At 49.7% G+C, this 25,302-nt stretch carries 22 protein-coding genes, 1 tRNA gene and 1 pseudogene; 16 read left to right on the forward strand and 8 right to left on the reverse strand.

All coding sequences use genetic code 11. The features are described from left to right. Positions 1–462: 462 nt before the first annotated feature. From cydA to nadA, 12 genes are all read left to right on the forward strand, one after another. On the forward strand, positions 463–2,031 hold the full coding sequence (cydA, locus tag BS639_RS11715; protein WP_055777332.1) for a cytochrome ubiquinol oxidase subunit I: 1,569 nt from the start codon (positions 463–465) through the stop codon (positions 2,029–2,031). A gap of 14 nt (positions 2,032–2,045) precedes the next feature. Next, positions 2,046–3,185, forward strand: a complete 1,140-nt coding sequence (gene cydB, locus BS639_RS11720; RefSeq protein ID WP_055777336.1) for a cytochrome d ubiquinol oxidase subunit II — start codon at positions 2,046–2,048, stop codon at positions 3,183–3,185. A gap of 27 nt (positions 3,186–3,212) precedes the next feature. After that, positions 3,213–3,326 carry a cytochrome bd-I oxidase subunit CydX gene (gene cydX / locus BS639_RS11725; protein ID WP_055777339.1) on the forward strand — a complete coding sequence of 38 codons (114 nt, stop codon included), beginning with the start codon at positions 3,213–3,215 and terminating at the stop codon, positions 3,324–3,326. A 258-nt stretch (positions 3,327–3,584) separates the two neighbouring features. Beyond that, positions 3,585–3,989, forward strand: coding sequence for a tol-pal system-associated acyl-CoA thioesterase (gene ybgC / locus BS639_RS11730; RefSeq protein WP_055777341.1), 405 nt, complete (start codon positions 3,585–3,587; stop codon positions 3,987–3,989). After that, positions 3,986–4,672, forward strand: a complete 687-nt coding sequence (gene tolQ, locus BS639_RS11735; RefSeq protein ID WP_055777344.1) for a Tol-Pal system protein TolQ — start codon at positions 3,986–3,988, stop codon at positions 4,670–4,672. Before ybgC ends, tolQ begins: the two co-directional genes overlap by 4 nt. Before the next feature lie 11 nt (positions 4,673–4,683). Continuing rightward, positions 4,684–5,112 (forward strand): colicin uptake protein TolR, encoded by a 429-nt coding sequence (gene tolR, locus BS639_RS11740; RefSeq protein ID WP_055777347.1) that lies wholly within the window; start codon positions 4,684–4,686, stop codon positions 5,110–5,112. 102 nt (positions 5,113–5,214) lie between these two features. Continuing rightward, entirely contained in the window at positions 5,215–6,570 is a 1,356-nt protein-coding gene (tolA, locus tag BS639_RS11745; RefSeq protein WP_084983154.1) for a cell envelope integrity protein TolA, read from the forward strand. Positions 6,571–6,885: 315 nt separating this feature from the next. After that, the gene (tolB, locus tag BS639_RS11750) at positions 6,886–8,178 is read left to right on the forward strand and encodes a Tol-Pal system beta propeller repeat protein TolB (protein ID WP_084983155.1); all 1,293 of its coding nucleotides are present in this window, start codon (positions 6,886–6,888) and stop codon (positions 8,176–8,178) included. Between the two features lie 45 nt (positions 8,179–8,223). Beyond that, a complete protein-coding gene (gene pal / locus BS639_RS11755) occupies positions 8,224–8,733 on the forward strand; it encodes a peptidoglycan-associated lipoprotein Pal (protein WP_055777356.1) in 510 nt (169 codons plus the stop codon). A 9-nt stretch (positions 8,734–8,742) separates the two neighbouring features. After that, a complete protein-coding gene (gene cpoB, locus BS639_RS11760) occupies positions 8,743–9,528 on the forward strand; it encodes a cell division protein CpoB (protein ID WP_084983156.1) in 786 nt (261 codons plus the stop codon). A gap of 186 nt (positions 9,529–9,714) precedes the next feature. Further along, a tRNA-Lys gene (locus BS639_RS11765) sits at positions 9,715–9,790 on the forward strand. A gap of 580 nt (positions 9,791–10,370) precedes the next feature. Further along, entirely contained in the window at positions 10,371–11,432 is a 1,062-nt protein-coding gene (gene nadA / locus BS639_RS11770) for a quinolinate synthase NadA (protein WP_084983157.1), read from the forward strand. Positions 11,433–11,474: 42 nt separating this feature from the next. Here nadA and zitB read toward each other — a convergent pair whose 3' ends face one another. From zitB to BS639_RS11790, 4 genes are all read right to left on the reverse strand, one after another. After that, entirely contained in the window at positions 11,475–12,440 is a 966-nt protein-coding gene (gene zitB / locus BS639_RS11775) for a CDF family zinc transporter ZitB (RefSeq protein WP_055777366.1), read from the reverse strand. 23 nt (positions 12,441–12,463) lie between these two features. Beyond that, positions 12,464–15,652, reverse strand: a complete 3,189-nt coding sequence (locus BS639_RS11780; RefSeq protein WP_233427660.1) for an ATP-binding protein — start codon at positions 15,650–15,652, stop codon at positions 12,464–12,466. Then, a complete protein-coding gene (locus BS639_RS11785) occupies positions 15,652–16,263 on the reverse strand; it encodes a response regulator transcription factor (protein WP_055777374.1) in 612 nt (203 codons plus the stop codon). Before BS639_RS11785 ends, BS639_RS11780 begins: the two co-directional genes overlap by 1 nt. Before the next feature lie 148 nt (positions 16,264–16,411). Beyond that, the gene (locus BS639_RS11790; RefSeq protein ID WP_055777377.1) at positions 16,412–16,744 is read right to left on the reverse strand and encodes a protein YbgS; all 333 of its coding nucleotides are present in this window, start codon (positions 16,742–16,744) and stop codon (positions 16,412–16,414) included. A gap of 233 nt (positions 16,745–16,977) precedes the next feature. On the opposite strand from BS639_RS11790, the gene aroG reads away from it, so the two are divergent. Then, positions 16,978–18,030: a 3-deoxy-7-phosphoheptulonate synthase AroG gene (aroG, locus tag BS639_RS11795; protein ID WP_055777380.1), complete on the forward strand. Its 1,053-nt coding sequence runs from the start codon at positions 16,978–16,980 to the stop codon at positions 18,028–18,030. Between the two features lie 77 nt (positions 18,031–18,107). On the opposite strand, the gene gpmA is transcribed toward aroG, so the two are convergent. After that, positions 18,108–18,860 carry a 2,3-diphosphoglycerate-dependent phosphoglycerate mutase gene (gene gpmA / locus BS639_RS11800; RefSeq protein ID WP_055777383.1) on the reverse strand — a complete coding sequence of 251 codons (753 nt, stop codon included), beginning with the start codon at positions 18,858–18,860 and terminating at the stop codon, positions 18,108–18,110. A 141-nt stretch (positions 18,861–19,001) separates the two neighbouring features. Next, positions 19,002–19,325 (reverse strand): PsiF family protein, encoded by a 324-nt coding sequence (locus tag BS639_RS11805; protein WP_055777386.1) that lies wholly within the window; start codon positions 19,323–19,325, stop codon positions 19,002–19,004. A 427-nt stretch (positions 19,326–19,752) separates the two neighbouring features. Between BS639_RS11805 and BS639_RS11810 the strand changes: the two genes are divergently transcribed. Beyond that, positions 19,753–22,119, forward strand: a complete 2,367-nt coding sequence (locus BS639_RS11810) for a TonB-dependent receptor domain-containing protein (protein ID WP_084983159.1) — start codon at positions 19,753–19,755, stop codon at positions 22,117–22,119. A 225-nt stretch (positions 22,120–22,344) separates the two neighbouring features. Here the strand turns inward: BS639_RS11810 and BS639_RS11815 are convergent. Both BS639_RS11815 and BS639_RS25280 read right to left on the reverse strand, forming a co-directional pair. Further along, positions 22,345–22,428, reverse strand: a pseudogene (locus BS639_RS11815) (IS1 family transposase); the annotation flags it as partial. Continuing rightward, positions 22,398–22,478, reverse strand: coding sequence for an IS1-like element transposase (locus BS639_RS25280; RefSeq protein WP_072156452.1), 81 nt, complete (start codon positions 22,476–22,478; stop codon positions 22,398–22,400). The pseudogene BS639_RS11815 and the gene BS639_RS25280, both read right to left, overlap by 31 nt. 238 nt (positions 22,479–22,716) lie before the next feature. Between BS639_RS25280 and BS639_RS11820 the strand changes: the two genes are divergently transcribed. Together BS639_RS11820 and BS639_RS11825 are read left to right on the forward strand one after the other, a co-directional pair. After that, entirely contained in the window at positions 22,717–23,688 is a 972-nt protein-coding gene (locus tag BS639_RS11820) for a lytic polysaccharide monooxygenase (RefSeq protein WP_055777395.1), read from the forward strand. A gap of 37 nt (positions 23,689–23,725) precedes the next feature. Beyond that, the gene (locus BS639_RS11825; protein WP_084983160.1) at positions 23,726–25,264 is read left to right on the forward strand and encodes a lytic polysaccharide monooxygenase; all 1,539 of its coding nucleotides are present in this window, start codon (positions 23,726–23,728) and stop codon (positions 25,262–25,264) included. Positions 25,265–25,302 lie beyond the last annotated feature (38 nt).

The following is a 25,302-nucleotide window of genomic DNA, read 5'->3' on the forward strand; positions in this document are numbered from 1 at the left end:
ATTAAACCTACAGTCAAGCTGAGTAATTTAACTTTTATAAAATTTATCTTAAATTACTAGAAATAAACCGAACAAAGCCTTAGATTGCTCGAGTTCAGGTAATGCTGTCTTGGTGTGTATGTGAAAAATTGATCTGCATTCAAAAAATGAGAATCAATTACCAAAAAGCCTATTTATTGTAGGGTTTTATTGGCGTAATATCATTTGAAGCACAAAGCATGCTTGATTTATTCAATTTGGAGCACCTTGTCTCCCCAAAGTTATGTGGGTTTTAGCTGGTTTATTTCAGTTCAATCATGACGTTAGAGGGCGGTAAGGTTCTGCTGCTTGACTGAGATATTAACACCTAATTAATTTGTGATGTTTTTAAAACGGAAAGTTAAATAACAGTAATTGTGAGGCGTATTTACCGGTACGTCAGTTTTGCAATTTGGGGTCTTCCTCCGAGGCCTAGGGACTAAGATGTTTGATATCGTTGAGCTGTCGCGTTTGCAGTTTGCTTTAACGGCCATGTACCATTTTCTTTTTGTTCCATTAACGCTGGGTATGGCGTTTTTGTTGGCAATTATGGAAACGGTATACGTTTTATCGGGCAAACAAATCTATAAGGACATGACCAAATTCTGGGGCAAGTTATTTGCAGTTAACTTTGCACTGGGTGTGGCCACTGGCTTGACCATGGAGTTCCAGTTCGGAACCAACTGGTCATATTTCTCCCACTACGTCGGGGACATCTTTGGCGCACCACTTGCCATTGAAGGCCTGATGGCATTCTTCCTTGAGTCAACTCTCGTCGGGTTATTCTTCTTCGGCTGGGATCGTTTATCCAAAGTCCAGCACATGACGGTAACCTGGTTCGTGGCGCTTGGCTCCAACCTTTCCGCGCTGTGGATACTGGTCGCTAATGGTTGGATGCAAAACCCGATAGCCTCCGAGTTCAACTATGAAACGATGCGTATGGAGATGGTCAGTTTCTCCGAGCTGGTTTTCAACCCAGTAGCGCAGGTGAAATTCGTTCATACCGTGGCCGCAGGTTACGTGACCGGTGCTATGTTCGTTTTAGCTATCAGCTCATACTATCTGCTTAAAGGTCGTGACACTGCTTTTGCCAAGCGTTCCTTTGCGATTGCAGCCAGTTTTGGTTTGGCCGCCACGCTTTCCGTTATTGTTCTCGGCGACGAGTCCGGCTACGAGATGGGTGACGTGCAGAAAACCAAGCTTGCAGCCATTGAAGCAGAGTGGGAAACGCAACCAGCACCGGCAAACTTTACGCTGATCGGTCTGCCAAATCAGGACAAAATGGAGAACCAATACTCCATCCAAATTCCTTATTTGCTCGGCCTTATTGCCACTCGCTCCGTCGATAAGCCGGTAATCGGTCTCAAAGAGCTGATGGCGCAGCATGAAGTGCGTATTAGAAACGGTATTAAAGCCTACACGTTGCTTGAAGAACTGCGCTCGGGTAATACCAATCCTGAAGTACGTAGCGACTTTGAGAAAACCAAGGTTGACCTTGGGTATGGCATGCTGTTGAAACGCTATACCGAGAAAGTATCCGACGCGAGCGAAGCGCAAATCCAGCAGGCGACCAAGGATTCAATTCCGCGCGTGCTGCCGCTGTACTTTGCTTTCCGCATCATGGTGGCATGTGGCTTCCTTATTCTACTGATTATTGGTCTGTCATTCTTTACCGTCCTTCGCGGACAGATTGGCAAGCGTCGATGGTTACATCGCCTAGCACTGTATGGATTACCGCTGCCGTGGATTGCAGTAGAAGCAGGGTGGTTTGTCGCCGAGTATGGTCGTCAGCCTTGGGCAATCGGCGAGATTTTACCTACCGCAGTGGCAAACTCCTCGTTAACCACTGGCGACGTGCTTACCTCAATGATCCTTATCTGCGGGCTGTATACGCTGTTCTTGGTGGCTGAAATGTTCCTGATGTTCAAGTTCGCACGACTGGGACCGAGCAGCCTGAAAACCGGCCGTTATCATTTTGAACAGCCTGCCGCCTCAATTGAGCAAGCACAGTAAAGGAGAGAACCCTTATGTTCGACTATGAAGTATTAAGGTTTATCTGGTGGGCGCTGATAGGTGTGCTGTTTATCGGCTTCGCGGTCACCGACGGATTCGATATGGGTGTCGGCATTCTGGTGCGGATTATTGGTAAAACGGATACCGAGCGTAGGATAATGATTAACTCGATTGCTCCCCACTGGGACGGTAATCAGGTTTGGCTCATTACCGCCGGTGGCGCTCTGTTTGCCGCCTGGCCAATGGTCTATGCGGCGGCTTTTTCCGGCTTTTATGCCGCGATGATCCTAGTCCTTTGCGCGCTGTTCTTCCGTCCGCTGGGCTTTGACTACCGCGCTAAAGTGGATGACAGACGCTGGCGCAACATGTGGGACTGGGGCATTTTTATCGGCAGCTTCGTTCCCGCGCTGGTATTTGGCGTAGCGTTTGGCAACCTGCTATTGGGTGTGCCTTTCCACATCGACGAATATCTGCGTCTTTATTACACCGGTAACCTACTGCAGTTGCTCAACCCGTTTGGCTTACTGGCCGGAATTGTCAGCCTGACCATGCTGATAGCGCAGGGCGCGACCTATTTGCAGATGCGTACTAGCGGCGAGCTTCATCTTCGCACCCGTGCTGCTTCGCAAATTTCGGCGCTGGTGATGATGGTGTGTTTCCTGGTGGCTGGCATCTGGCTGGTGAAGGGGATCGACGGCTACGTGATTACTTCGGCAATCAACACCGCCGCTGAATCAAATCCGCTGCGTAAAACGGTGGCACATGAGGCGGGTGCCTGGTTGCTTAACTATAATCGCATGCCGATTCTGTGGGCGATCCCGGCGTTGGGCGTAATTTTACCTTTATTTACCATTCTGCTTTCCAGGTTTAATAAAGGTGCATGGGCGTTCCTGACATCATCTTTGACTATTGCCTGTGTGATTCTCACTGCTGGCGTAACTATGTTTCCGTTTGTTATGCCATCGAGCACCATGCCGAGCATGAGCCTGACCATGTGGGATGCAACGTCTAGCCCATTAACGTTGAAAGTGATGACCATCGTAGCCTGTATTTTCGTCCCGATTATCCTTCTTTATACCAGTTGGGCGTACTACAAGATGTTTGGTCGTCTGGATAAAAACTACATCGAAAACAACAAGCATTCGCTGTATTAACTTCAACGGCAACAGGAGCCTGAAACTATGTGGTATTTTGCCTGGATTCTCGGAACACTTCTTGCCTGCTCTTTTGGGATAATCACCGCCCTAGCGTTTGAGCACAGCGAAGAAAGCAAAGCAGCAAAAGAGAACAAATAAAACACGCGGGGTAGGGGAATTTTCCGCCGCGATGGCAGGGGCTCTTAATGGGCCCCTTTTATCAACTTGCTCATTCACACAGCTAAATCGGGTAAGTAAAAACCTTTCTTTTATTTACATGATTTACAAAGCACTGACACTCTCATTTCATTGGCACATTGTGGCCGATAATTATTTTCATTCCAGCCTAGCAACCCATTCCCAAGCTGAAATCAGTTGCGTATAGTAGGGCCGTCAAATTGCAACACGGGATGTAGAGTGAGTAATTCGTTGTTCCGATGGCCTGTCCGTGTCTATTACGAAGACACCGATGCAGGTGGTGTGGTGTACCACGCCCGTTACGTCGCCTTTTTTGAAAGGGCTCGCACAGAGATGTTGCGCCAACGCAACTTTCACCAGCATCAGTTGCTGGAAGACCATGTCGCTTTTGCAGTTCGCCGTATGACGGTTGACTATCTGGCCCCGGCACGACTTGACGACTTGCTGGATGTCCAGAGTGAAATAACCGAAATTCGGGGAGCTTCACTTACCTTTGCACAACGAATTCTTGATTCGCATGGAAACCTTCTGTGTAGTGCAGACGTGTTAATTGCATGCATCGATCCACATCAAATGAAGCCACGAGCGCTTCCTAAGTCTATTGTCGCGGAGTTCAAGCAGTGACTGACATGAACATTTTTGATTTATTTTTAAAGGCCAGCATCTTGGTTAAGCTGATCATGCTTATCCTGATCTGTTTTTCCATTGCCTCTTGGGCCATCATCATTCAGCGCACAAAAGTGTTGAATGCGGCAACCCGTGAAGCAGAAGCGTTTGAAGATAAATTCTGGTCCGGTATTGAGCTTTCTCGTTTATATCAGGAAAGCCAAGGCCGTCGTGACACCTTGAGTGGTGCCGAGCAGATTTTCCATTCTGGCTTTAAAGAGTTTGCCCGTTTGCATCGTGCAAACAGCCATGCCCCAGAGTCGGTTATTGAAGGCTCATCGCGCGCGATGCGCATCTCTTTCAACCGTGAACTTGAGTCACTTGAAACCCATATTCCTTTCCTTGGCACCGTAGGTTCAATCAGCCCGTACATCGGTCTGTTCGGGACTGTTTGGGGTATCATGCACGCGTTTATCGGTTTGGGTTCAGTTAAGCAAGCTACGCTGCAAATGGTTGCCCCAGGTATTGCCGAGGCACTGATCGCCACTGCTATCGGTTTGTTCGCCGCAATTCCTGCCGTTATGGCCTATAACCGTCTGAATCAGCGCGTTAATAAACTCGAACAAAATTACGATAACTTCATGGAAGAGTTCACGGCTATCCTGCACCGTCAGGCTTTCTCTCGCGAAAGCAGTAATTAAGGGAGGAAAGCATGGCTCGAGTACGAGGTCGTCATCGTCGCGAACTGAAGTCTGAGATCAACATCGTCCCGCTGCTTGACGTTCTGTTGGTGCTGTTGCTTATTTTTATGGCAACGGCGCCCATCATTACTCAGAGTGTTGAAGTGGACCTGCCAGACGCGACAGACTCTAAAACTGTGTCCACCGATGATAACCCGCCGGTTATCGTTGAAGTGTCTGGCGTAGGCCAATACACCATTGTTATTGACCATCAAAGAATGGAACAACTGCCGGAGCAGCAGGTTATTGCGGAAGCAACAAAACGCATACAGGCCAATCCGAAGACTGTTTTCCTGATCGGTGGAGCAAAAGAAGTGCCCTATGACGAGATCATAAAGGCGCTCAACTTGCTGCATCAGGCTGGTGTGAAATCTGTAGGTCTGATGACACAGCCAATCTGATCCAAGGGTAATGGGTGACATTTATTTTAAACCTGGCCAGTGTACGTTAATAAAGAACGTGTGCTGACCGGGCTTTAGCAATCCTGTGTTGGGAAATCTATTTTGGTAAAGGCAACTGCAACTGAACAAAACGATAAGCTCAAACGCGCCGTTATTGTTTCGGTCGTTCTGCATATCATATTGATAGCCCTGTTGGTCTGGAGCTCTCTCGAAGAGGACACCAGCATGAGCGGCGGCGGTGGCGGTACGGATATTTCAGCCGTAATGGTCGATTCCGGTGCCGTGGTTGATCAATATAATCGTGAGCAACAGCAGCAGGCTGACGCTAATCGCGCTCAGCAATCGCACCAGAAAAAATCTGAGCAGCAGGCTGAAGAGTTGCAACAGAAGCAGGCTGAACAACAGCAGCAACTGAAAGAGCTTGAAAAAGAACGTTTAGCAGCCCAGCAGGCGGCACAGCAACAGAAGGCCGATCAGGCCAAAGAAGCTGCCGAATCCGCAAAGCAGGCTGCACAGGAACAAAAACAGGCTGCTGCAGCGCAGGCTAAACAGGCCGCAGAGCAGCAGAAGCAGGCTGCCGCCGAACAGGCGAAAGAGGCTGCAGAAGATGCGAAACAGGCTGCTGCAGACGCCAAGGCTGCCGCAGTAAAAGAACAGCAAAAGCAGGCAGCCGATGCTGCTGCAAAAGCCAAGGCCGAAGCCGACAAAGTCGCTAAATCTCAGGCTGATGCACAGAAAAAAGCCGAAAGCGAGGCCAAGAAACAGGCCGACGCCGACGCAGCAGCTGCCGCCAGTGCCAAGAAACAGGCTCAGGCTGACGCGAAGAAGCAGGCAGATGCCGAAGCTAAAAAAGCCGCAGCCGATGCAGAGAAGAAAGCCGCGGCCGAAGAAGCTAAACAGGCTGCTGCCGATGCGAAAGCTGCTGCTGCCAAAGAAGCTGCCGAAGCGAAAGCTACAGCCGCCAAAGAGGCCGCTGCCGAGAAGGCTGCCGCCGCTAAGGAAGCTGCCGCCGAGAAAGCCGCCGCCGCCAAGTCTGCTGCGGATGCTAAGAAGAAAGCCGCTGCTGCTGCAGCGAAAGAATCTTCTGACGTTAACGATTTGTTTGGTGGTTTAGCATCGTCTAAAAACGCGCCGAAAGGTGGCGGTGGAGCTGCTGGCGTAGGTAAAAATAAGAAGAGCGGGGCATCGGGTGCGGACATTTCCAACTATGCTGGTCAGGTTGAAGCCGCAATAAAGAGCCGTTTCTATGACTACCAGTCATACATTGGCAAAACCTGTTCGTTACGCATTAAGCTCGCACCAAATGGAACGTTGCTAGATATTCAGTCTGAGGGCGGCGATCCGGCTCTGTGTCAGGCCGCGATTACAGCGGCTCGACAGGCAAGGATCCCGAAACCACCGTCTCAGGATGTTTATGAAGTGTTTAAAAATGCACCGGTAGACTTTAAGCCTCAGTAATGGGGCCTAAAATGGCCAAGGTTATTGAAGTCGCAGTTGAAAATATTCTTGTTTAGGATATTTGCGATGGCTTATCTGGTGTTTATGTAGTTTTGTGTGCATTGGTTTGTTAAAATTCTGCTAGTTTATCGCGGAAAGAATAAGCCGGTCAGACTTCATGGCCCGCAGGCGTCTGAGCAGTATAAAACAGCGGTAAACCGTGCATTCCCAACATGGAAATCGGGAAGGTCATGCGCGGTTCTTTTGCTGTTTATGACGATGTTTGGCGGGGCGTAAGATTTCTTTCGGGCTCAGAGTCCAGATAAGGGAGATACAATGAAACAGGCAATTCGAGTAGCGTTCGGCCTATTGATGATGTTGGCGACGGCCGCGCATGCTGAAGTTCGCATCGAGATAACCCAGGGTGTTGATTCGGCACGTCCTATCGCAGTGGTGCCTTTCAAATGGGCGGGTCCGGGGACTCCTCCGCAGGATATCGGCGGCATCGTTGCGGCTGACCTGCGTAATAGCGGTAAATTTAACCCGATCGACACTGCGCGTATGCCACAACAACCGACTACAGCGGCTGAAGTGACGCCCGCTGCCTGGAGCGCGTTGGGTATTAACGACGTTGTCGTAGGACAAATTCAGCCCGGCGGTGACGGCAGCTATCTGGTTTCTTACCAGTTGGTCGACACTTCTGGTGCATCTGGTACGGTTATTTCTCAGAATCAATACAAAATCACCAAGGAATGGCTGCGCTATGCAGGCCACACCGCGAGTGATGAAGTATTCCAGAAACTGACCGGAATAAAAGGGGCTTTCCGCACCCGTATCGCGTACGTCGTGCAGACCAACGGTGGAAAATTCCCGTATGAACTGCAAGTATCGGACTATGACGGCTACAATCAGTTTGTCGTGCATCGTTCGACTGAGCCTTTGATGTCACCGGCTTGGTCTCCAGACGGCAGCAAACTGGCGTATGTTACTTTTGAAAGCGGGCGTTCTGCACTGGTGGTACAGACGTTAGCTAACGGTGCTATCCGTCAAGTTGCCGATTTCCCGCGTCACAACGGTGCACCGGCATTTTCTCCGGACGGTACAAAACTGGCGATGGCCCTGTCTAAATCAGGCAGCCTGAACCTGTATGTTATGAATTTATCCTCTGGTCAAATGAGCCAGGTTACTGACGGACGCAGCAACAGCACTGAGCCAGCCTGGTACCCAGACAGTCAAAATCTGGCATTTACCTCGGATCAGGGCGGTCGTCCTCAGGTGTATAAAGTAAATATTAATGGCGGTGCGCCACAGCGTCTGACGTGGGAAGGTTCTCAGAATCAAAACTCAGATGTTAGCTCCGATGGAAAATTCCTTGTAATGGTTAGTTCCGCAAGCGGCAGCCAACACATCGCCAAACAAGATCTGGAAACGGGAGCCGTTCAAGTATTAACGGACACGTACCTGGATGAAACGCCTAGTATCGCGCCGAATGGCACCATGATTATTTACAGCTCCTCACAGGGACTGGGTAAGGTGTTGCAGTTGGTTTCGACTGATGGGCGTTTCAAAGCGCGTCTTCCGGCTACCGAGGGTCAGGTATCTTCTCCTGCCTGGTCGCCGTACCTGTGATGCATGTTTAGATATGTATGGCAAATTATAAAAAGGATTATCGGAATGCAACTTAATAAAGTGCTGAAAGGCCTGCTGCTGGCTCTGCCAGTTATGGCAATCGCTGCTTGTAGTTCACACAAAACCGCAGACAACGGCCAAGCTGGTTACGGCGCTGGCACGGGTACCGGTACTGAAAACGGCAATATGTCTTCAGAAGAACAAGCTCGTCAGCAGATGCAAGAACTGCAGAAGAACAACATCGTTTACTTCGGTCTGGACAAGTATGATGTTTCTTCTGATTACGCTCAGATGCTGGATGCACACGCTGCATTCCTGCGTAGCAACCCGTCTTACAAAGTGACTGTTGAAGGTAACGCCGACGAACGTGGCACACCTGAATACAACATCGCATTGGGCGAGCGTCGTGCTACTGCAGTTAAAATGTATCTGCAAGGCAAAGGCGTTTCTGCTGACCAAATCTCTATCGTTTCTTACGGTAAAGAAAAACCAGCTGTACTGGGTCATGACGAAGCGGCTTACGCTAAAAACCGTCGTGCCGTACTGGTATACTAAGAGAATCGCATGAGCAGTAACTTCAGACATCACCTGTTGAGTCTGTCGTTATTGGTTGGCGTAGCGGCCCCCTGGGCCGCTACTGCCTCGGCGCCAATCAGTAATGTCGGCTCTGGCTCGATAGAAGATCGAGTCACCACTCTTGAGCGTATCTCCAACGGTCAAGGTCAGCTATTAAACCAACTCCAACAGCAAGTCTCTGACAACCAGAGCGATATTGCGAATCTTCGTGGTCAAATACAAGATAACCAATATCAGCTGAAACAGATTACCGATCGTCAAAATCAGATCCTTCAGCAGATAGCATCAATGCAAAGCTCAGGTGGCGCTCCTGCGGCCGCAGCGGGCTCTTCTGCCGGTGCAGCAACTGCTGATACGGGTTCTGACTCGGCGCCTGCCAGCAGCGCGCCAGCGAGCTCAGGGAATCCTGATACCGACTACAATGCTGCCGTTTCGTTAGCACTGGAAAAGAAACAGTTCGATCAGGCTATTTCTGCATTCCAGGCGTTCATCAAGCAGTATCCAGATTCGACTTACCAGCCTAATGCCAATTACTGGTTAGGCCAGTTGTATTACAACAAGGGTAAGAAAGATGATGCGGCATATTATTATGCTGTCGTGGTCAAAAACTATCCGAAGTCACCGAAAAGCCCAGATGCAATGTACAAGGTCGGGATCATCATGCAGGAAAAAGGCCAGAGCGATAAAGCAAAAGCCGTGTTCCAGCAGGTGGTTAAACTCTACCCGAACAGTGAATCTGCCAAGCAGGCTCAAAAACGTTTGTCTTCAAAATAGTGCGTCATTCAGGCCCGAAAAATAACCATATCGACTATTTTTCGGGCTCGAATGTATGAAGAACAAGCAGTCAGCAGCTTATCTCCAAATTAGGGTTGCGCTGTCGAGATAAATCAGTAATATATGCCGCCGTTGCCCAGACAAACTGAAACAAGTTATTCAGGCAAGCAAATTAAGCAGATTAGTGGGCCGTTAGCTCAGTTGGTAGAGCAGTTGACTTTTAATCAATTGGTCGCAGGTTCGAATCCCGCACGACCCACCACTTCTAAGAAAAAAGCGCCTAACGGGCGTTTTTTGCGTTTCAGGGGCACTGAGAATTCACTCATCCTCACGCCCACGATTTAACTCATTCCGGTACCACGACTCCCGCAAACCACGCAGAACGCGTCCCTTCACCCTTTGGGGGAAGGATAGGATGGGGGAGCAAGCAGCTGATTACACATCATTTTAACGCAGAATGTAGAAGGGGAGTTCCCCCACCCTAACCCTCCCCCTTTGGGCGAGGGGATAAACCCTAGGCGCTTACGAGTAGGCTTGTGCGAATTCACTCATCCTCACGCCCACGATTTAACTCATTCCGGTACCACGACTCCCGCAAACCACGCAGAACGCGTCCCTTCACCTGATGGTGAGGGGATATGAACCCTAGGAAAGGCTGATTTATACAGCGCAATGATTTGTTAAATTTTAAGCCGCTTAAACAAAATTCTTTTTTAGCGCAAAATTACAGCGACTTTTTTACTGCATCAGAGTATTTTGTTTAGCATATAAAACAAATGAGCCGTCAAAGGCTCGATTCGCTTCCTTGCCTGATTGTTGACGGCTGACTGAGATGATGAGTAATGAGTGAGACTCTAGACCTGAATGCGGCGGTTTACCCTTTCCCTCCAAAACCGGCACCCTTGAACGACGATGAGAAAACCTTTTATAAAGAAAAAATTAAAAGGTTACTTAAACAGCGTGACGCGGTAATGGTGGCACATTATTACACCGATCCTGAAATTCAGGCGCTGGCCGAGGAAACCGGAGGCTGCGTTGCAGACTCGCTAGAGATGGCTCGTTTCGGCAGTCAGCATAAAGCCTCGACGCTGCTGGTCGCCGGTGTGCGCTTTATGGGCGAAACCGCCAAAATCCTCAGTCCTGAGAAAACTGTGCTGATGCCCACGCTGCACGCCGAGTGCTCACTGGATTTGGGCTGCCCTGAACAGGCTTTCTCTGATTTTTGCGACAGTCATCCGGATAGAACGGTAGTGGTTTACGCCAATACCTCAGCGGCAGTCAAAGCGCGGGCCGATTGGGTGGTCACCTCAAGTATTGCGGTCGAACTGATTGAACATCTTGATAGTCTGGGTGAAAAAATCATCTGGGCACCAGACAGACACCTCGGGAACTATGTGCGCAAGCAGACGGGGGCCGACATCCTTTGCTGGCAAGGCGCCTGTATCGTCCATGACGAGTTTAAAACCCAGGCACTAGCCCGCATGAAGGCATTGTACCCCGAGGCGGCTGTACTGGTGCACCCAGAGTCTCCTCAGGCTATTGTTGATATGGCCGACGCCGTCGGTTCTACCAGTCAACTGATTCAGGCCGCAAAAACGTTGCCAAACCCGAAGCTGATTGTCGCCACCGATCGCGGTATTTTTTACAAGATGCAGCAAGCCTGCCCGGATAAAGAGCTGTTTGCGGCACCTACAGCGGGAGAAGGGGCGAGCTGTCGCACCTGCGCGCACTGTCCGTGGATGGCGATGAATGGCCTAAAGGCGATAGCCGAAGGGTTGGAGCAGGGGGGAAGTCAGCACGCGATAGAAGTGGATGAGGCTCTGAGGGTGAAGTCGTTGATCCCACTGAACCGTATGCTGAATTTTGCCGCACAGCTTAAACTGCGGGTGCAGGGTAACGCATAAATAAAGGGCCAGCTTCCTCGCCGGCCCTGTTGCTTTTGCCCGTTAGTGTTGATGGTCGTGGTCATGCCCGTGATGATGATGACCATGCCCCGAAGCCGCCGAACTGGCGGCAACCTCGCTGATAGTGCAGTCCGGCATGTCGCACACGCCGTACTCCATCTGAATAGTCGCATGGCCAATTTTGTATTTCTCGGACAGATGATGCTGGATCCTTTCCAGTAATGCATCGTGATCGTGCGGGGGAATAACCTGCGTATGCAGTGTCATCAAACGCTGTTCGCCAATCTGCCAGACATGCACGTGATGCACATTGCGCACCTCCGGGATGGCCAGGCATAAATCCTTGCGCAGTTTGTCGATGTCAATTTCCTGCGGCGTACCTTCAAGCAGCTCGTGAAAACTCTCGCGCAGCAGGCCCCAGGCATTGCGCAGCACCAGACATGACACCAGCACCGATAAAATCGGGTCAATGGGCGTCCAGCCGGTATTCATGATAATTAGCGCTGCCACCACGGCACCCACGGAACCCAGCAGGTCACCCATTACGTGCAAAGCCGCTGCTCTGACATTAATATTCTCTTTTTCTTCCCCCTGATGCAGAAGCCAAAAGGCCAGCAGGTTGGCAAAAAGACCGGCAATTGCGATCGCCAGCATGGTACCGCCCAGCACCGGCTCCGGAGTCATAAAGCGCTGCACCGCCTCCCATAGAATAAGTATGACGATAAGCAACAGGGCCGAGGCATTGACAAACGCGGCCATGGTGGTCAGGCGCAAATAGCCAAACGTATGTCGGGAGTTAGGTTTGCGACGAGCAAAACGCACTGCCAGCAGTGCCATGAGCAGAGCCGCCGCGTCTGTCAGCATATGCCCCGCATCCGCAAGCAGAGCAAGGGAGCCGGAGATCAGTCCACCAATGACTTCAATCACCATAAAGACCACGGTGACTAAAAAGGCCAGCAGTAAACGACGGCTGTTTCTATCCTCAGGTAATAAAGACTGCACTGACATGTTTTTCCCTATTTGTGTAAAAACTAATTATTGATAACAAAAAGCTTATGCAGCAACTCATGCACAAGATTGATGACTCTATTATAGGCCTGCTGCGATAACTTGCCTTGCTTGCATTGTTCAATCAGTCGTTGGCATTGCTGCGCCCGTATCTCGTCTCCCAAGATAAGCAGGCTGCCTTTCAGCCGATGTGCTGCTCTGGCAATACCGGGTAAATCATCGGCTTCATGTGCGTTCTTCAGCCTCTGTTGATCCTGATGCAGGGTCTGCAGCAAGGTGTCGCACAGGCGTTTAACCAACGCAGGGCTGTGATTACCCCGCGTCTGAAGCTGGTTTTCCAGCGCGGAGAGGTCTCGCCGCTGTGCAACGCGTATTTTATTTAAAAGGGTCTGAATGGCCGCGAGTGGCACCGGTTTGGTCAGAAAATCCTCCACGCCAAGATGATGCATCGGCAGGCGGGTAAACTCCTGTACGTCGGCCGAACACAAAATGATATGGCAGGGCGAGCGGCTCAGTTGACGCTCCCGACGCCGAATAATGCGGCTCAGCTGCATGCCGTCGGGGCGCGGCATGTTGTAGTCGATAAACAGCACGTCAAATGCCTGCTCAGTGCTTGCCTGAAGGAACGACTTACCGCTGTTGAACGTGGTCGCCACAACGCCACAGCTCAGCAACTGGCGCTGCATCAGCAGCAGATTGGTAGGATGGTCGTCGATAACAGCCACCCGCAGCGGCGTTATATCATGCGCTTGCGCCGTCGGCATTTCCTCGGGCGTTGCAAACTCGAGCTGGCCCAGCGTCAGCGCCACCGCAGGCAGGGTGACAGAAACGTGAGTGCCCACTCCGAGGGTCGACGTCAGGCTGATGCGGCCAGACATCTTCTCGGCTATCTCTTTACAAACCGATAACCCTAGGCCGCTGCCCTGAACCGAAATGCGCTGTGCGCCCGCTGCGCGATAAAAAGGCTCGAACAGTCTCGCGTGTTCATCCTCGGCAATTCCGCAGCCAGTATCGACAACGTCAAGCTGCAACTCTCCGCTTCCCCTCTCGGTTTCTCGCCAACTCAGCGTGATACTGATTTCCCCTGCGGCTGTAAATTTGATGGCGTTGCCGACCAAGTTATTGATTATCTGCATAAGACGATCGGTATCGATCACCATAACGTCGGGCAGAGGGCCGTGACGGTGCAGAGCGAACGCAATCGGCCGCTGGCCAATCAGCGGTATAAACAGTTTGCCCAGTTGGTGTAGCCAAGGCTCGATGAGCAGAGGTTTGGGATTAAACGTCAGCGTACCGGTCTCAAGTCGCGCATAGTCCTGCAGGTCATTAAGCAGGTTCATCAACGAAGAGGCCGAGCTATAAACCAGGGGGATATTTTCCCCCAGTGCCGATGAGTCTTTCATCTCAAGCTCCAGCAGACCAAGAATGGCGTGCATCGGCGTGCGCAACTCATGGCTGATGGTGGCCAGAAAGCGGCTTTTCGACTGGTTGGCTTCTTCTGCCTGAAGACGCGCCAACTCCAGCCGCTGGCGCTCCTGCCGGTCTTTACGCTGCAGATAAAAACGACGGGCCAGCAGCAGCAGGAGTACAACAACAATCGCCGCCAGCAGGCCAAGGAGCCAGGTCATTTGCGGCTGCATGCGGTTATCGTTAACGGCGTCAATCACGTTTTTTCGGTCGCTCACCCATTCATCGCGCAGTGTTTGCAGAGTCTGTGGCGGAATTTGTTGCAAGCTTTTATCCAGAATACTCAGCAACAGCGGCGCGTCTTTAGGTACGCCGAACGCAATCGGGTAGGAGATATTGTTGGCGGCGAAGGCCAGCTTAAGCACGCCCGAATAGCGCGACAGAGCTGTGAAGTTAGCGGTCACTATATTATCGACCAATGCGTCTATTTGGCGATTGGCCAGTGCGTCATACAGGGTTTTGCTGTCGCTAAATATCTGCACTTTTTGATTCGGCGGAATAATTGACAGCGACAGATCGCCACGCAGCGCACCAATCCGCTTGCCGTTCAGCGCCTGCCAGGTCGAGATATTCCCAGTGTCTTGTGCAACATACACCCCCCACAGCGAGCGGTGATAGGGCATGCTGCTCTCATATTGCTCTCTTGCCTGCTCGTACAAAGGCAATACCGCGCGAAATGCGGCCTTGCCCGTGGCGACGTCAAGGTCTGACTGCTGTGCATTATCAGACCACACCGGCGCGAACGTTATTCCACTATTTTGTGAAATGATATTTAGAATATCAACCACATAACCGTGAGGCTGACCGTCGAGTCCTCGATACACAAACGGATAGTCATTCTGTGTAGCGGCGTAATGCACCTGCGGATTTTGTTTTACCCAGTCAGCCTCCATCGGCGTTAACGAGGCATTTCCCGCGTCAAGATAGGTGGGGATTGGCTTATTCCAACGTCCCTGCAGTTGGTTCATTACCTCCATCGGCGTGCCGCTGATCGTCTGATTGAGCAATGTTAATAGGGCAGGACGTTGGCCGTTGAACACAAACGACAGATTGCCAAAGCTGAGCGCCGTGGTCTCAACCTGATAAATCTGCCCCAGTTGCAGTTGATCAATAATAAAACTGGCGCTGGCTTCATCGGCAATCATGTAGTCACTTTTGCCATTTAGCAGTGAGTAAATTGCCTGCAGGTTATTGTCAAAGGAGGTAATGTTGGCCGTAAGCTTGCGAATACGACTGTAGGCCTGCATGCCGGTCATTTTACTGATAGCAATTTCAGAACCCTGTGAATTCACCATAATTTGGCGAGCATTTTGACGGCTGCGCAACACCCGAAGCGGGCTGACATAGTAAGGCTTGCTGGCCCAAACGCCTTTGGGCAGCTGATTTTCCGGCAGGCCAAAGATAAGATCTATCTGCTGCATTTTTAGCGCCTGCTGCAAAGCCTGAGGACTGTTGTAGCCACTTAGAAAAAAATGAATGCCGGTAACCTGCTCGACGTAATTGAGATAGTCTGCATTGAGGCCGTAATAGTCGCTGCCGATGAGGATATTGTACGGACTGGTATTATCACTCAGTATGCCGATGCGCAGCGTTTTTCCTCGCCAGGGATTTTGCAGGCCGTTAAGCAATACCTCGGTAGGCAGGGAAAGGTTACTGACCAGGTGATAAGCCGGCGGGGGAGTAGCGTAACAGAAAGGCAGCGTCCAGAAGGCAATGATAATAATAAGCAGCTTAAGGAATTTCATCAGTTCTGCATTTCTTTATAAACAGCAGCCAATTCAAATAAATTATTGGCACCGGTTTTACGCAATATATTTTTCTTGTGCGTACTGACCGTTTTATTACTTATATTTAACATGCTGGCAATTTGCAGATTGGAATATCCCTGCGCCAACAGGCCAATTATTTGCAACTCTTTCAGCGTTAATGTGGAGGTTGACTCCACCCCCGCCGTTTCTGTGTCGTGCTCTATCCCCTCGGGAAAGAACTGCTCTCCCTGAGTCACCGCTTCAAAGGCCTCAACCAGCACCGCCATCGGCTGTCCCTTATTAATAAACCCGCTGGCACCGCCCGCCATTGCTAACCGCGCATACACTTCTTCTTCCTGGGCGGTATAAATCAGTACCGCCTGAGCAGGATAGTGGCGAAGTATGCGTTTCAGCAGTTGCAGGCCGTCAACCTCAGGGAGACCAATATCGAGTACGACCAGCTGATAGGCGTTTGTCGCCAGTCTAGACATCGCCAATTGGTCGTCGTCGACGCTGTCGAGCACCCAGTCGCCGCCCGAGCGCTGGAGCGCCGCCTCGATAGCAACTTCAACAAGAGGATGGTCGTCGACTAACAGTAACCTTGGCATGGGGCGCTCACAAAGATAAGGAGCTTTAGAATAGCTCAACCTTGAAGGGTTGAAAACGTTAATGGAAAGCGCATGGCGGCCAGTTTCGGGGCAAAAAAAAGGGGAGCCGTAGCTCCCCGTTGCTTTAACCTTACAGCGTTAAGCGACCTTAGTTACCCGTTGCCTTGGACTGCTTGGTGCCCGGAGTTTGGTTTGGGCAGCGGCCGTCTTTACACATCGTTATTTTATGGTCAGCATTTTTGCTGGTTTTTTTGTGCATTTTGGTGGTTTTTTTATGGTGCTTTTCTTGCGCTGTGTTGGTATTAGAGGTGTTGATCTTGTTGTTATCTACACCGTTTGGCGCAAGCTTTTGAACCGATCCCGGACCGCCCGTCTGATTGGCGTTGCCGTTATTGGAACCCGCATCAGTACCTTCTGCAAATACTGCACCACTGCTCAAGGCTAAACCAGCGGCAAGAAGTAACGTTGCGAACTTTTTCATAACCCATTCTCCATTTCCGGTTTGTCGTAGAAATCCACTATGTCTTTAGAATGAACGTACTCTGTAAATATTTTTATCTTGTCGTGTAAAGACTAGTTGATGATGAGAACCTCGCAATGAGATAAATGCCCATTAATGACTTAAAGTCGATTTACAGCTGTTCACAATGCGGCTAGATTGGTCGCGTTTAGAATTTAGATCAGACCTTTTTTGAAATACCCAATGGAATAGTTATGAATTATCAAAACGACGATTTACGTATCAAAGAAATTAAGGAACTTTTGCCGCCGGTTGCCCTGCTGGAAAAATTTCCGGCAACGGACAAGGCCGCAAAAACGGTTTCCCAGGCACGCAATGCTATCCATAAGATATTGAAGGGTAATGACGATCGTCTGTTGGTGGTAATTGGTCCCTGTTCCATTCATGACCCCAAGGCGGCCAAAGAGTATGCAGCCCGTCTGCTGACCCTGCGCGACGAGCTGCGCGGCGAGCTTGAAGTGGTTATGCGCGTGTATTTTGAAAAGCCGCGTACTACCGTAGGTTGGAAAGGGCTGATTAACGATCCGCAGATGAACAACAGTTTTCAGATTAATGACGGCCTGAGAATTGCGCGTAAATTGTTGCTGGATATTAATGACATCGGGTTGCCGGCGGCGGGCGAGTTCCTCGACATGATAACGCCACAGTATCTGGCCGACCTGATGAGCTGGGGTGCAATCGGCGCGCGTACCACGGAGTCTCAGGTTCACCGTGAGCTGGCGTCTGGCTTGTCATGCCCTGTCGGTTTCAAAAACGGTACCGACGGCACCATCAAAGTGGCTATCGATGCTATTAACGCGGCGGGCGCTCCTCACTGCTTCCTGTCAGTGACCAAGTGGGGCCATTCGGCTATCGTGACTACTGCGGGTAACGGCGACTGCCACATTATTTTACGCGGCGGCAAAAAGCCAAACTACAGCGCTGAAGATGTGAAAGAAGTGAAAGACGGCCTGAAAAAGGGCGGTCTGCCTGCACAAATCATGATCGACTTCAGCCATGCCAACAGCAGCAAGCAGTTTAAAAAGCAGATGGAAGTCTGTGAGGACGTTTGCGGTCAGTTGGCCAACGGTGAACAGGCGATTATGGGCGTAATGGTGGAAAGTAATCTGATTGAGGGTAATCAGAGCCTAGACACCGGCGAACCTTTGGTTTACGGACAAAGTGTGACTGATGCCTGCATCGGCTGGGAAGATACTGAAACCCTGCTGCGTAATCTGGCGAATTCAGTGAAACAGCGTCGCGGCTAACGTTTATTCATCAACATATTATCGCCAATAAAAAAGAACGCCGAGGCGTTCTTTTTTTGTCTTCAGCAGATACTGAATTACTTGGCTTTACCCTGATTAGCAACCGCCGCCGCTTTGGCAGCGATTTCTTCAGCGTTGCCCAGATAGTAATGCTTGATAGGTTTAAAGTTTTCATCAAACTCATAAACCAGCGGAACACCGGTAGGGATGTTCAGCTCAAGGATTTCGTCTTCGCTGAGGTCATCGAGGTATTTAACCAGCGCACGCAGTGAGTTACCGTGCGCAGCAACGATAACGCGCTCGCCGCTTTCAAGGCGTGGCTTGATAACGTCAGTCCAGTAAGGAATAACGCGCTCAATGGTCAGAGCCAGGCTTTCGGTCGTTGGCAGTTCTTCAGGGCGCAGTTTCACATAACGCGGGTCGTGGCCAGGGAAGCGCTCGTCAGTTTTTTCAAGCTCTGGAGGTGTAACGCGGAAGCCGCGGCGCCACTGCTTAACCTGCTCGTCACCGTATTTGGCCGCGGTTTCAGCTTTGTCGAGACCCTGCAACGCACCGTAATGGCGTTCGTTCAGTTTCCAAGACTTTTCAACCGGCAGCCACGGCTGGTCCAATTCGTCCAGAACACTCCAAAGAGTGTGGATGGCACGTTTCAGTACAGACGTGTAAGCGAAATCAAACTGGAAGCCTTCATCTTTAAGCAGTTGACCTGCCTGTTTTGCTTCAGTACGACCTTTGTCCGAAAGATCAACATCATGCCAACCCGTAAAACGGTTCTCTTGGTTCCATTGACTTTCGCCGTGTCTTACAAGAACCAGCTTGGTTACAGCCATAGCTAAACTCCTCAATTTACTGAAATTCAAATGACAACTGAGTTCATTATATGGCCTCAGCCCCCGTTCCGGCAATCTTTAAACGAAACGCGCAGCCTGACCGGCAGGCTGCGCGTTAATGGGAGTTTGCTTCACTGCTAATTACGCAGCTTTTTTCAAACACGTGCTCATAAACGTTTTACGTGCATCACCTTTCAGATCCTTTTTCGCAGCATCCGCGTTACAGGTCTTCATTTTATTCTGCTGTGGCGTCATAGATTTGGTTTCGGCTTTCAGGCAATGACTCATGAAAGTCTTGCGCTCATCTCCTTTGAGACTTTGCGTCGTAGCCTGTTGGTTACAGTCGGTCATTTTCTGACGCTGTGCTGTCTGTGCCGCAGAGGGTTGCTTCACAGCTTCAGCGGCCAGTGCATTACCCCCAACAAAAAGCGTTGCTAATAAAGACAACAAAATTGGTAAACGCATAGCTCATTCCTTTTTAAGACGTCCTGCTCACCAGGACACTCTGTAAGCGTAGATGGATCAGTTCGTTTTGGCTGAGTAAATCCTCACCCAGAGAGGATAGATATCACATTTTTCGCTAAATGATCGACAAAACCTGCGTAGAAATCCTCTGATTCATAAACCGTGCAAAAACTTACTTAAAAATTACATCCGATCGATGAACTTAACGGTTATTGTGTATTGACAGGAATGTTTATGATAATTATTATCATTTTCATTACATTCATTATCATATAAAGCCCTGATAAATAACAGGGTATTGTTGCGCTTATTATCTGCGTTTCAGTCAGTGTTTGTTTTTTGAACTGTATTTATTCGCCAGACTGCCTTAATTAGCGAGAAGTATTGCTGAGCAAAATAATAATCCTAAACTTCCTAAGGCCTTTTTATGTCTACACATAAGGGAAAGCGTCACCTTAAGACCTTGCTGTCTTTAAGCCTGGTCGCCAGCTCCGTAATGAGCGCCGTCGCAGCGGAAACTGCCAACACTGCACCTGTGGTAAAAAATTCAGATAATAAAGCCGATGCTGGCGACGTTATGACCGTTATCTCTCCAAAAGTGGTGAGAAAGGCCGGTGACGAGACCAAGCTAACGGCAAAAGATATGCAAAAAGACGGCGGTAACGATTTTGGCACCATTATGCGTTACCAGCCATTGATTAGCGCAACAGGGTCGGCGGGCGGTTCATCGGTCGGTAAAAGCGGTTTCGACCGCGGCGGTTATACCGGTTACAACGTGCGCGGTCTGGAATCAAACCGCGTTGCCATCGACGTAGACGGCATTGCCCAACCCAATGCCACGGGCCGACCTTACGTCGGGCGAGCGGGGCAGGACACCTTTGGTATTGGCCGTGACTTTATCGACCCGTATATGTACGGCAACGTCGATATTCAATCGGGCGCAACCCATGTTTCCTACGCCAATACCTCAATCGGCGGATCGGTTTCTTTCAAACCTAAGTCAGCCGACGACTACCTAAGCGAAAACAAGCACAGCTATTTTGGTTATCAGAGTGACTATGACTCTTCAAACCGCAGCTGGCATAATGGATTTACCGTGGCCGGTGGCGATCGCGACCTGAGCGGCATTGTGGTACTCAGCCGTCGTGACGGTCAGGAAACCCGCAACAACAGCGGCACGCTGGATGCCTATCCGGCTAACTGGCATTCTGATTCGTTGATGGCATCCGGCACGTGGGCGGCAACCGATACCCACACGCTGACCGGCACCGTTGATCTTTTCACCAAGACTAACCATACCCATTTTGACTCATGGAACACCGCCGGCTCTGCCACTAATGGCACTAACGACCAAACCAGCGAAACCCGTCGTCTGACCGCCAGCCTGCTCGACCATTGGACGCCGTATTCACTGCTGGTGGACACCGTTGATACCAAGCTGTTCTATCAAAAAACGCAGGCCCACGACAACACCTTTGGCCCAAGCTCAACCACGGGTACCAGCCTGGTTCGCACCTTCTCCGACTCCAATACCCACACCTTTGGATTCGATAACAAGATGGCCAAATCCTGGGGCATCCACGAATTTCGCTGGGGCCTGAATGGCAACATCTCCGAGACGGATCGCCCGTTCAGCCAGTCGCCTGCACAAAGTATTTACAGCTATATCATGCCGCCAACGGCCAACAGCCGTACCTACGTGTTTGGCGCATTTGCCGAAGACACCATGACTTGGGACTTGGCTGGCCATAACTTCTCGGTAGTACCCGGTTTGAGATTGGCTTATCAGAAGTCTGAGCCACAGGATCTCTCGACGCTGGCCAATAGCTCTCTGTCCGAGTCGGCGCTATCTACGCTCTACAGTTCTAACAGTGATACACAGTTACTGCCTTCACTGGCTTTCATCTACGACATTACGCCGAAGGTGCAGACTTACCTGCAATACAAACGAGGCGCTCAGTTCCCGGATGCCAGCCAGCTTTATGGTTCATGGAACCTGAGCTCAAGCTATGCTGGCTCGGCGCAGTACGCGTTGATCGGTAACTCGAATCTGAAGACAGAAACCAGCAACAACTATGAGTGGGGCCTTAAGGGGGAGGCGACGGAGGGGATTACCTTTAACCTCAACGCGTTCTATAGCCAATATTCTAACTTTATTGCCTACACCCGCTACACGCGCGCAGGCAGTCCGGGGATTTTCGCTAACATTCCGAGCAACATTTACACCGCATATGAAGCAGAAAACCGCGATAAAGCCTATATCTACGGCACCAGTCTGAGCGCCAGGTTTAACTTTGGTACCTGGTATCAAGAGGTCAACGGCCTGAGTGCACGACTGGCGTTTGGCTATGCTAAGGGCGCGTCCAAGTCGAGCTACAACGGCGATAAATACGTTGATCTCGACAGCGTTCCACCGATGAAACTGGTGACTGGTCTGGCGTGGGATGACCCATCAGGTCTCTACGGCGTGGCGGCAACGGCGACCTTTAACAAAGGTAAGCAGGCTACGGCGACTAATCGTCAGACTTACACCAATACCGGGACGGCAATTACTGATTCTTCTACCGAATATGCCCGGATTCCGGGCTATGGCATTGTAGATTTGACCGGTTACTGGCAGGTTGCTAAAAACGTTAAACTCAGCGGCGGTATTTATAACCTGACCGACCGTAAATACTGGGATTACTTGAGTACTCGCAACAATGAAGTCTCAACCGCTCAGGATAAAGCAGATCTTGCATTGGCGACGATGCCAGGCAGAACCTTCCAACTTGGGGTGAATGTTGATTTCTAATAACGACCAATATTAAAATTATTAAAAGAAGCCGAGTAATAGCTCGGCTTCTTTTTTAATTCTCTATTGATAATAAAACCCTCAAATACTTAATAATAGAAGAAAGGTTTTTTCTGGGTTAAATACTGTTGTGTGGAATTTCACCGCCTCTTAATGACAACAATAATACCCCCGAGATGACTCTCGGTATTCTATAGAACCCTCTCATTTTGGTGATGACTCCAATCAATAGAACATGCGCTTTTCGATAAAGGCCCCCATAACCTTTTCATGCAGTTCTACAGAGCGTGAGAAGCAGAGGGTTCTGCGTGTCTGAGTGTTCTGGCGGTATCACGAACACCAGCCCCGTTGAAAGACATCTCAACACTGGATACAGGCTCGCCCCGATTCTAGGACAACTTGAGTATTCTCTTGTGCGCTGGGCTACTCGACCCCTTATCTTTTTCTTATCAAAAATAGAAATTTCTTAGGCTTTTACTCATTTGTCTCACCGCCTTATGTGTCATTTTGTTTCTTAGAAATTCAATTTGTAACTTAAATATTGAGTGACGGATTGGATTTATTTAAGGACGTAGTTTTTTCTTTAAGGATAAATAAATGGCACTTACACCCGTAAAAACTCTGGCTGTGCTTGTCGCTCTAGCGCCGCTTGGTCTGATGTCTATCAATGGCGCATCCGCCAGTGGATATGTTAGTTCACCTACTGCGAGAGCCCAGCTGTGTAAAACTGGGGAAAATATTAACTGTGGTGATTTTGCCAAATTTCAGTCGGAATTGATCCAGTCAGAAACGACTGAGTCTGGCTTTCCACGCTTATTGCTGGCCAGCGCCGGTCTGGAACGCTATCAGGCACTGGATACTGAAAGTGCTGCACAATGGCATAAAAACCCGATAACTCAGGGTAAATTGGATATCAGCTGGCAGATTACGTCCCCTTCCAATATTTCCAACTGGAAATATTACATGACTAAACCTGACTGGCAGCAGACTCTTGATAAGCAGAAGCGTCTGACAGCGGCCAGCTTTGAGGCCACTCCTTTCTGCGAGATAGCCAACGATGCAACCCAGGTTCAGCAAGGCGTTATTTCTCATCAATGCCAGTTGCCAGTACGTGATGGTTACCAGTTGATCTATGCCGTTGCAAATCTTGCCGATAAACAAGAGGGTAAAGCATCAAGTATTTATAACGTTATCGACGTTGACTTTGAGAGTAGCAATGTCCAAGTCACAGCATCCATTAACGGTGAGTGGACTAAGCAAATTGCCACCATCGATCGCCTTGTCGTCGACTCTCCGGTCGTAGTCAAAGCAGGTGATGTCGTTCGTGCACGTTTCTTTGCTGAAAACAGCGGTGAAATAATCAATAAGGAAGTAGAAGTCACCATGTTACCGGGTGAAGAATCCAGTTGGTCCTATTACATGGCTCAGGCAATCAATAGTAAGCACAGCGATGTTCGTGCTGGCGTATTGCATGCCAACGGAGAGGTCTACCCGGAAAAACATAGCATTAATAGTGTTTATGCTCATTCAGACAGTCGTTTGAATCATGCAGAATTCACTATTAACTGATTGACTCGCATATAACATGGATGATGGGCGATAAAAAATGAAAAATACGAAAGTTAAGATTCTTCCTTACGCGATTGCACTTGTTTTAGGTGGTCTCTATTCCACAGTTGCCGGAGCGCATGGATATATAGAAAACCCCAAGAGCCGTTCTTTTAATTATTATGCTTCACCCTGGCCTGCTGATGAAATTGAAGCCCATAAATTACCGGCGGGTGGTTTAATGGAGAATGACACTTCCTACGAGAATGCATTCAACTTTCCACCTGATGGTAAATTAGCCAGCGGTGGGAATGCCAATCGTACCCCTCTGGACAATGAAAGTTATAATTGGCCGGTGAATTCGATGAAATCTGGGACGCAGGATTTCACTTGGTATATTCCGGCTCAGCACAGGACAACCTATTTCACCTACTACATCACCAAGCAGGACTGGAAATCTAAACCGGGTTACGGTCAAAAACTGACAAAAGAGATGTTTGAAGACAAACCATTCTGTCATAAGGTTTATCCTTACCCGGCATCTAATGATATTTCGTTTCCAAAGCTGAAAACAGTTCATACCTGTACTGTTCCTCAACGTACTGGCGATCAAAAGATTTACTCAGTATGGCGGATTCGTGATACGGCAATGGCCTTTTACCAAATGGTTGACGTCAAATTTGATGGCAGCAGTGGTCCAGAAGATGAAGTCGTCAAGCCAGTTGCTGATATCCGTGCAAGCAGCAGTGACTTGTCAACCAGTAATCTAACTCTGGATGCCAGCGCCTCTTCGGGTAAATCTCTGCGCTATTCGTGGCAAGTGATGAGCAACAGCGACAAAGTTACCTTGTCAGGAAGCACTAGCAGCACGGCGACTCTTCGTCTGAAAAACCAGGCAACCAGCAACTTTAACGTGCAGGTTAAACTCACGGTAACCAACGGTCAGAATGTTTCTAATTCTAAAACCATCACCTTAAAGGCATCCAAGCCAGCTGAGGTCAACAAGCCTGTTGCAGTAGTACCAGCAGACTTTACGGTTACTGAATCGTCCAATTCAGCAGGCTACGAGCTGGATGGTTCCAGGAGCAAAAATGCACAATCTTACAGCTGGAAAATTGTGCAGGGTGCGGGTAATTTCTGGCTGCAAGAAAAGCAGGGCGGAGGTTGGGTAAAAGAAGTGAAACTGGCCAAGGCTCGCGCTTTGGTCCCAGCCAATAAAGTCGGAAAAGCCGTGTATGAATTGACCGTTATCGGGAAAGATGGCAGTAAAGACGCGCGTCGTGTGACCGTGACGGTGAAGCCGGTTGCTGACAACGGCAATGATAATGACAACGGCAACGGCAACGGCAATGATAATGACAACGGCAACGGCAACGGCAACGACAATGGGAATGACAACGGCCAAGCGCATCCAAAGTTCGAGTTTGGTAAGGCTTATAAGGGCGGTGACAAAGTGACAGGTACTGACGGCGGCGTCTACGAATGTAGAGGTTGGCCTGCAACGGGCTGGTGCAATGTCGCAAAAGGCACCGCTCAGGAAACGCATTACACCCCAGGTTCTGGTATCAACTGGATTAACGCCTGGATCAAAATATAATTATAAACAGGTTTAATTAACCTTTTATAACGTCAAAA

Origin of the sequence: Rouxiella silvae (assembly GCF_002093625.1) — a bacterium.
GTDB lineage: Bacteria > Pseudomonadota > Gammaproteobacteria > Enterobacterales > Enterobacteriaceae > Rouxiella > Rouxiella silvae.

Coding starts and splice junctions, on each gene's coding strand:
- cydA (WP_055777332.1), top strand. CDS start 463: ATGTTTGATATCGTTGAGCTGTCGCGTTTGCAGTTTGCTTTAACGGCC.
- cydB (WP_055777336.1), top strand. CDS start 2,046: ATGTTCGACTATGAAGTATTAAGGTTTATCTGGTGGGCGCTGATAGGT.
- cydX (WP_055777339.1), top strand. CDS start 3,213: ATGTGGTATTTTGCCTGGATTCTCGGAACACTTCTTGCCTGCTCTTTT.
- tolR (WP_055777347.1), top strand. CDS start 4,684: ATGGCTCGAGTACGAGGTCGTCATCGTCGCGAACTGAAGTCTGAGATC.
- tolB (WP_084983155.1), top strand. CDS start 6,886: ATGAAACAGGCAATTCGAGTAGCGTTCGGCCTATTGATGATGTTGGCG.
- pal (WP_055777356.1), top strand. CDS start 8,224: ATGCAACTTAATAAAGTGCTGAAAGGCCTGCTGCTGGCTCTGCCAGTT.
- cpoB (WP_084983156.1), top strand. CDS start 8,743: ATGAGCAGTAACTTCAGACATCACCTGTTGAGTCTGTCGTTATTGGTT.
- nadA (WP_084983157.1), top strand. CDS start 10,371: ATGAGTGAGACTCTAGACCTGAATGCGGCGGTTTACCCTTTCCCTCCA.
- zitB (WP_055777366.1), bottom strand. CDS start 12,440: ATGTCAGTGCAGTCTTTATTACCTGAGGATAGAAACAGCCGTCGTTTA.
- BS639_RS11780 (WP_233427660.1), bottom strand. CDS start 15,652: ATGAAATTCCTTAAGCTGCTTATTATTATCATTGCCTTCTGGACGCTG.
- BS639_RS11785 (WP_055777374.1), bottom strand. CDS start 16,263: ATGCCAAGGTTACTGTTAGTCGACGACCATCCTCTTGTTGAAGTTGCT.
- BS639_RS11790 (WP_055777377.1), bottom strand. CDS start 16,744: ATGAAAAAGTTCGCAACGTTACTTCTTGCCGCTGGTTTAGCCTTGAGC.
- aroG (WP_055777380.1), top strand. CDS start 16,978: ATGAATTATCAAAACGACGATTTACGTATCAAAGAAATTAAGGAACTT.
- gpmA (WP_055777383.1), bottom strand. CDS start 18,860: ATGGCTGTAACCAAGCTGGTTCTTGTAAGACACGGCGAAAGTCAATGG.
- BS639_RS11805 (WP_055777386.1), bottom strand. CDS start 19,325: ATGCGTTTACCAATTTTGTTGTCTTTATTAGCAACGCTTTTTGTTGGG.
- BS639_RS11810 (WP_084983159.1), top strand. CDS start 19,753: ATGTCTACACATAAGGGAAAGCGTCACCTTAAGACCTTGCTGTCTTTA.
- BS639_RS25280 (WP_072156452.1), bottom strand. CDS start 22,478: ATGTCTTTCAACGGGGCTGGTGTTCGTGATACCGCCAGAACACTCAGA.
- BS639_RS11820 (WP_055777395.1), top strand. CDS start 22,717: ATGGCACTTACACCCGTAAAAACTCTGGCTGTGCTTGTCGCTCTAGCG.
- BS639_RS11825 (WP_084983160.1), top strand. CDS start 23,726: ATGAAAAATACGAAAGTTAAGATTCTTCCTTACGCGATTGCACTTGTT.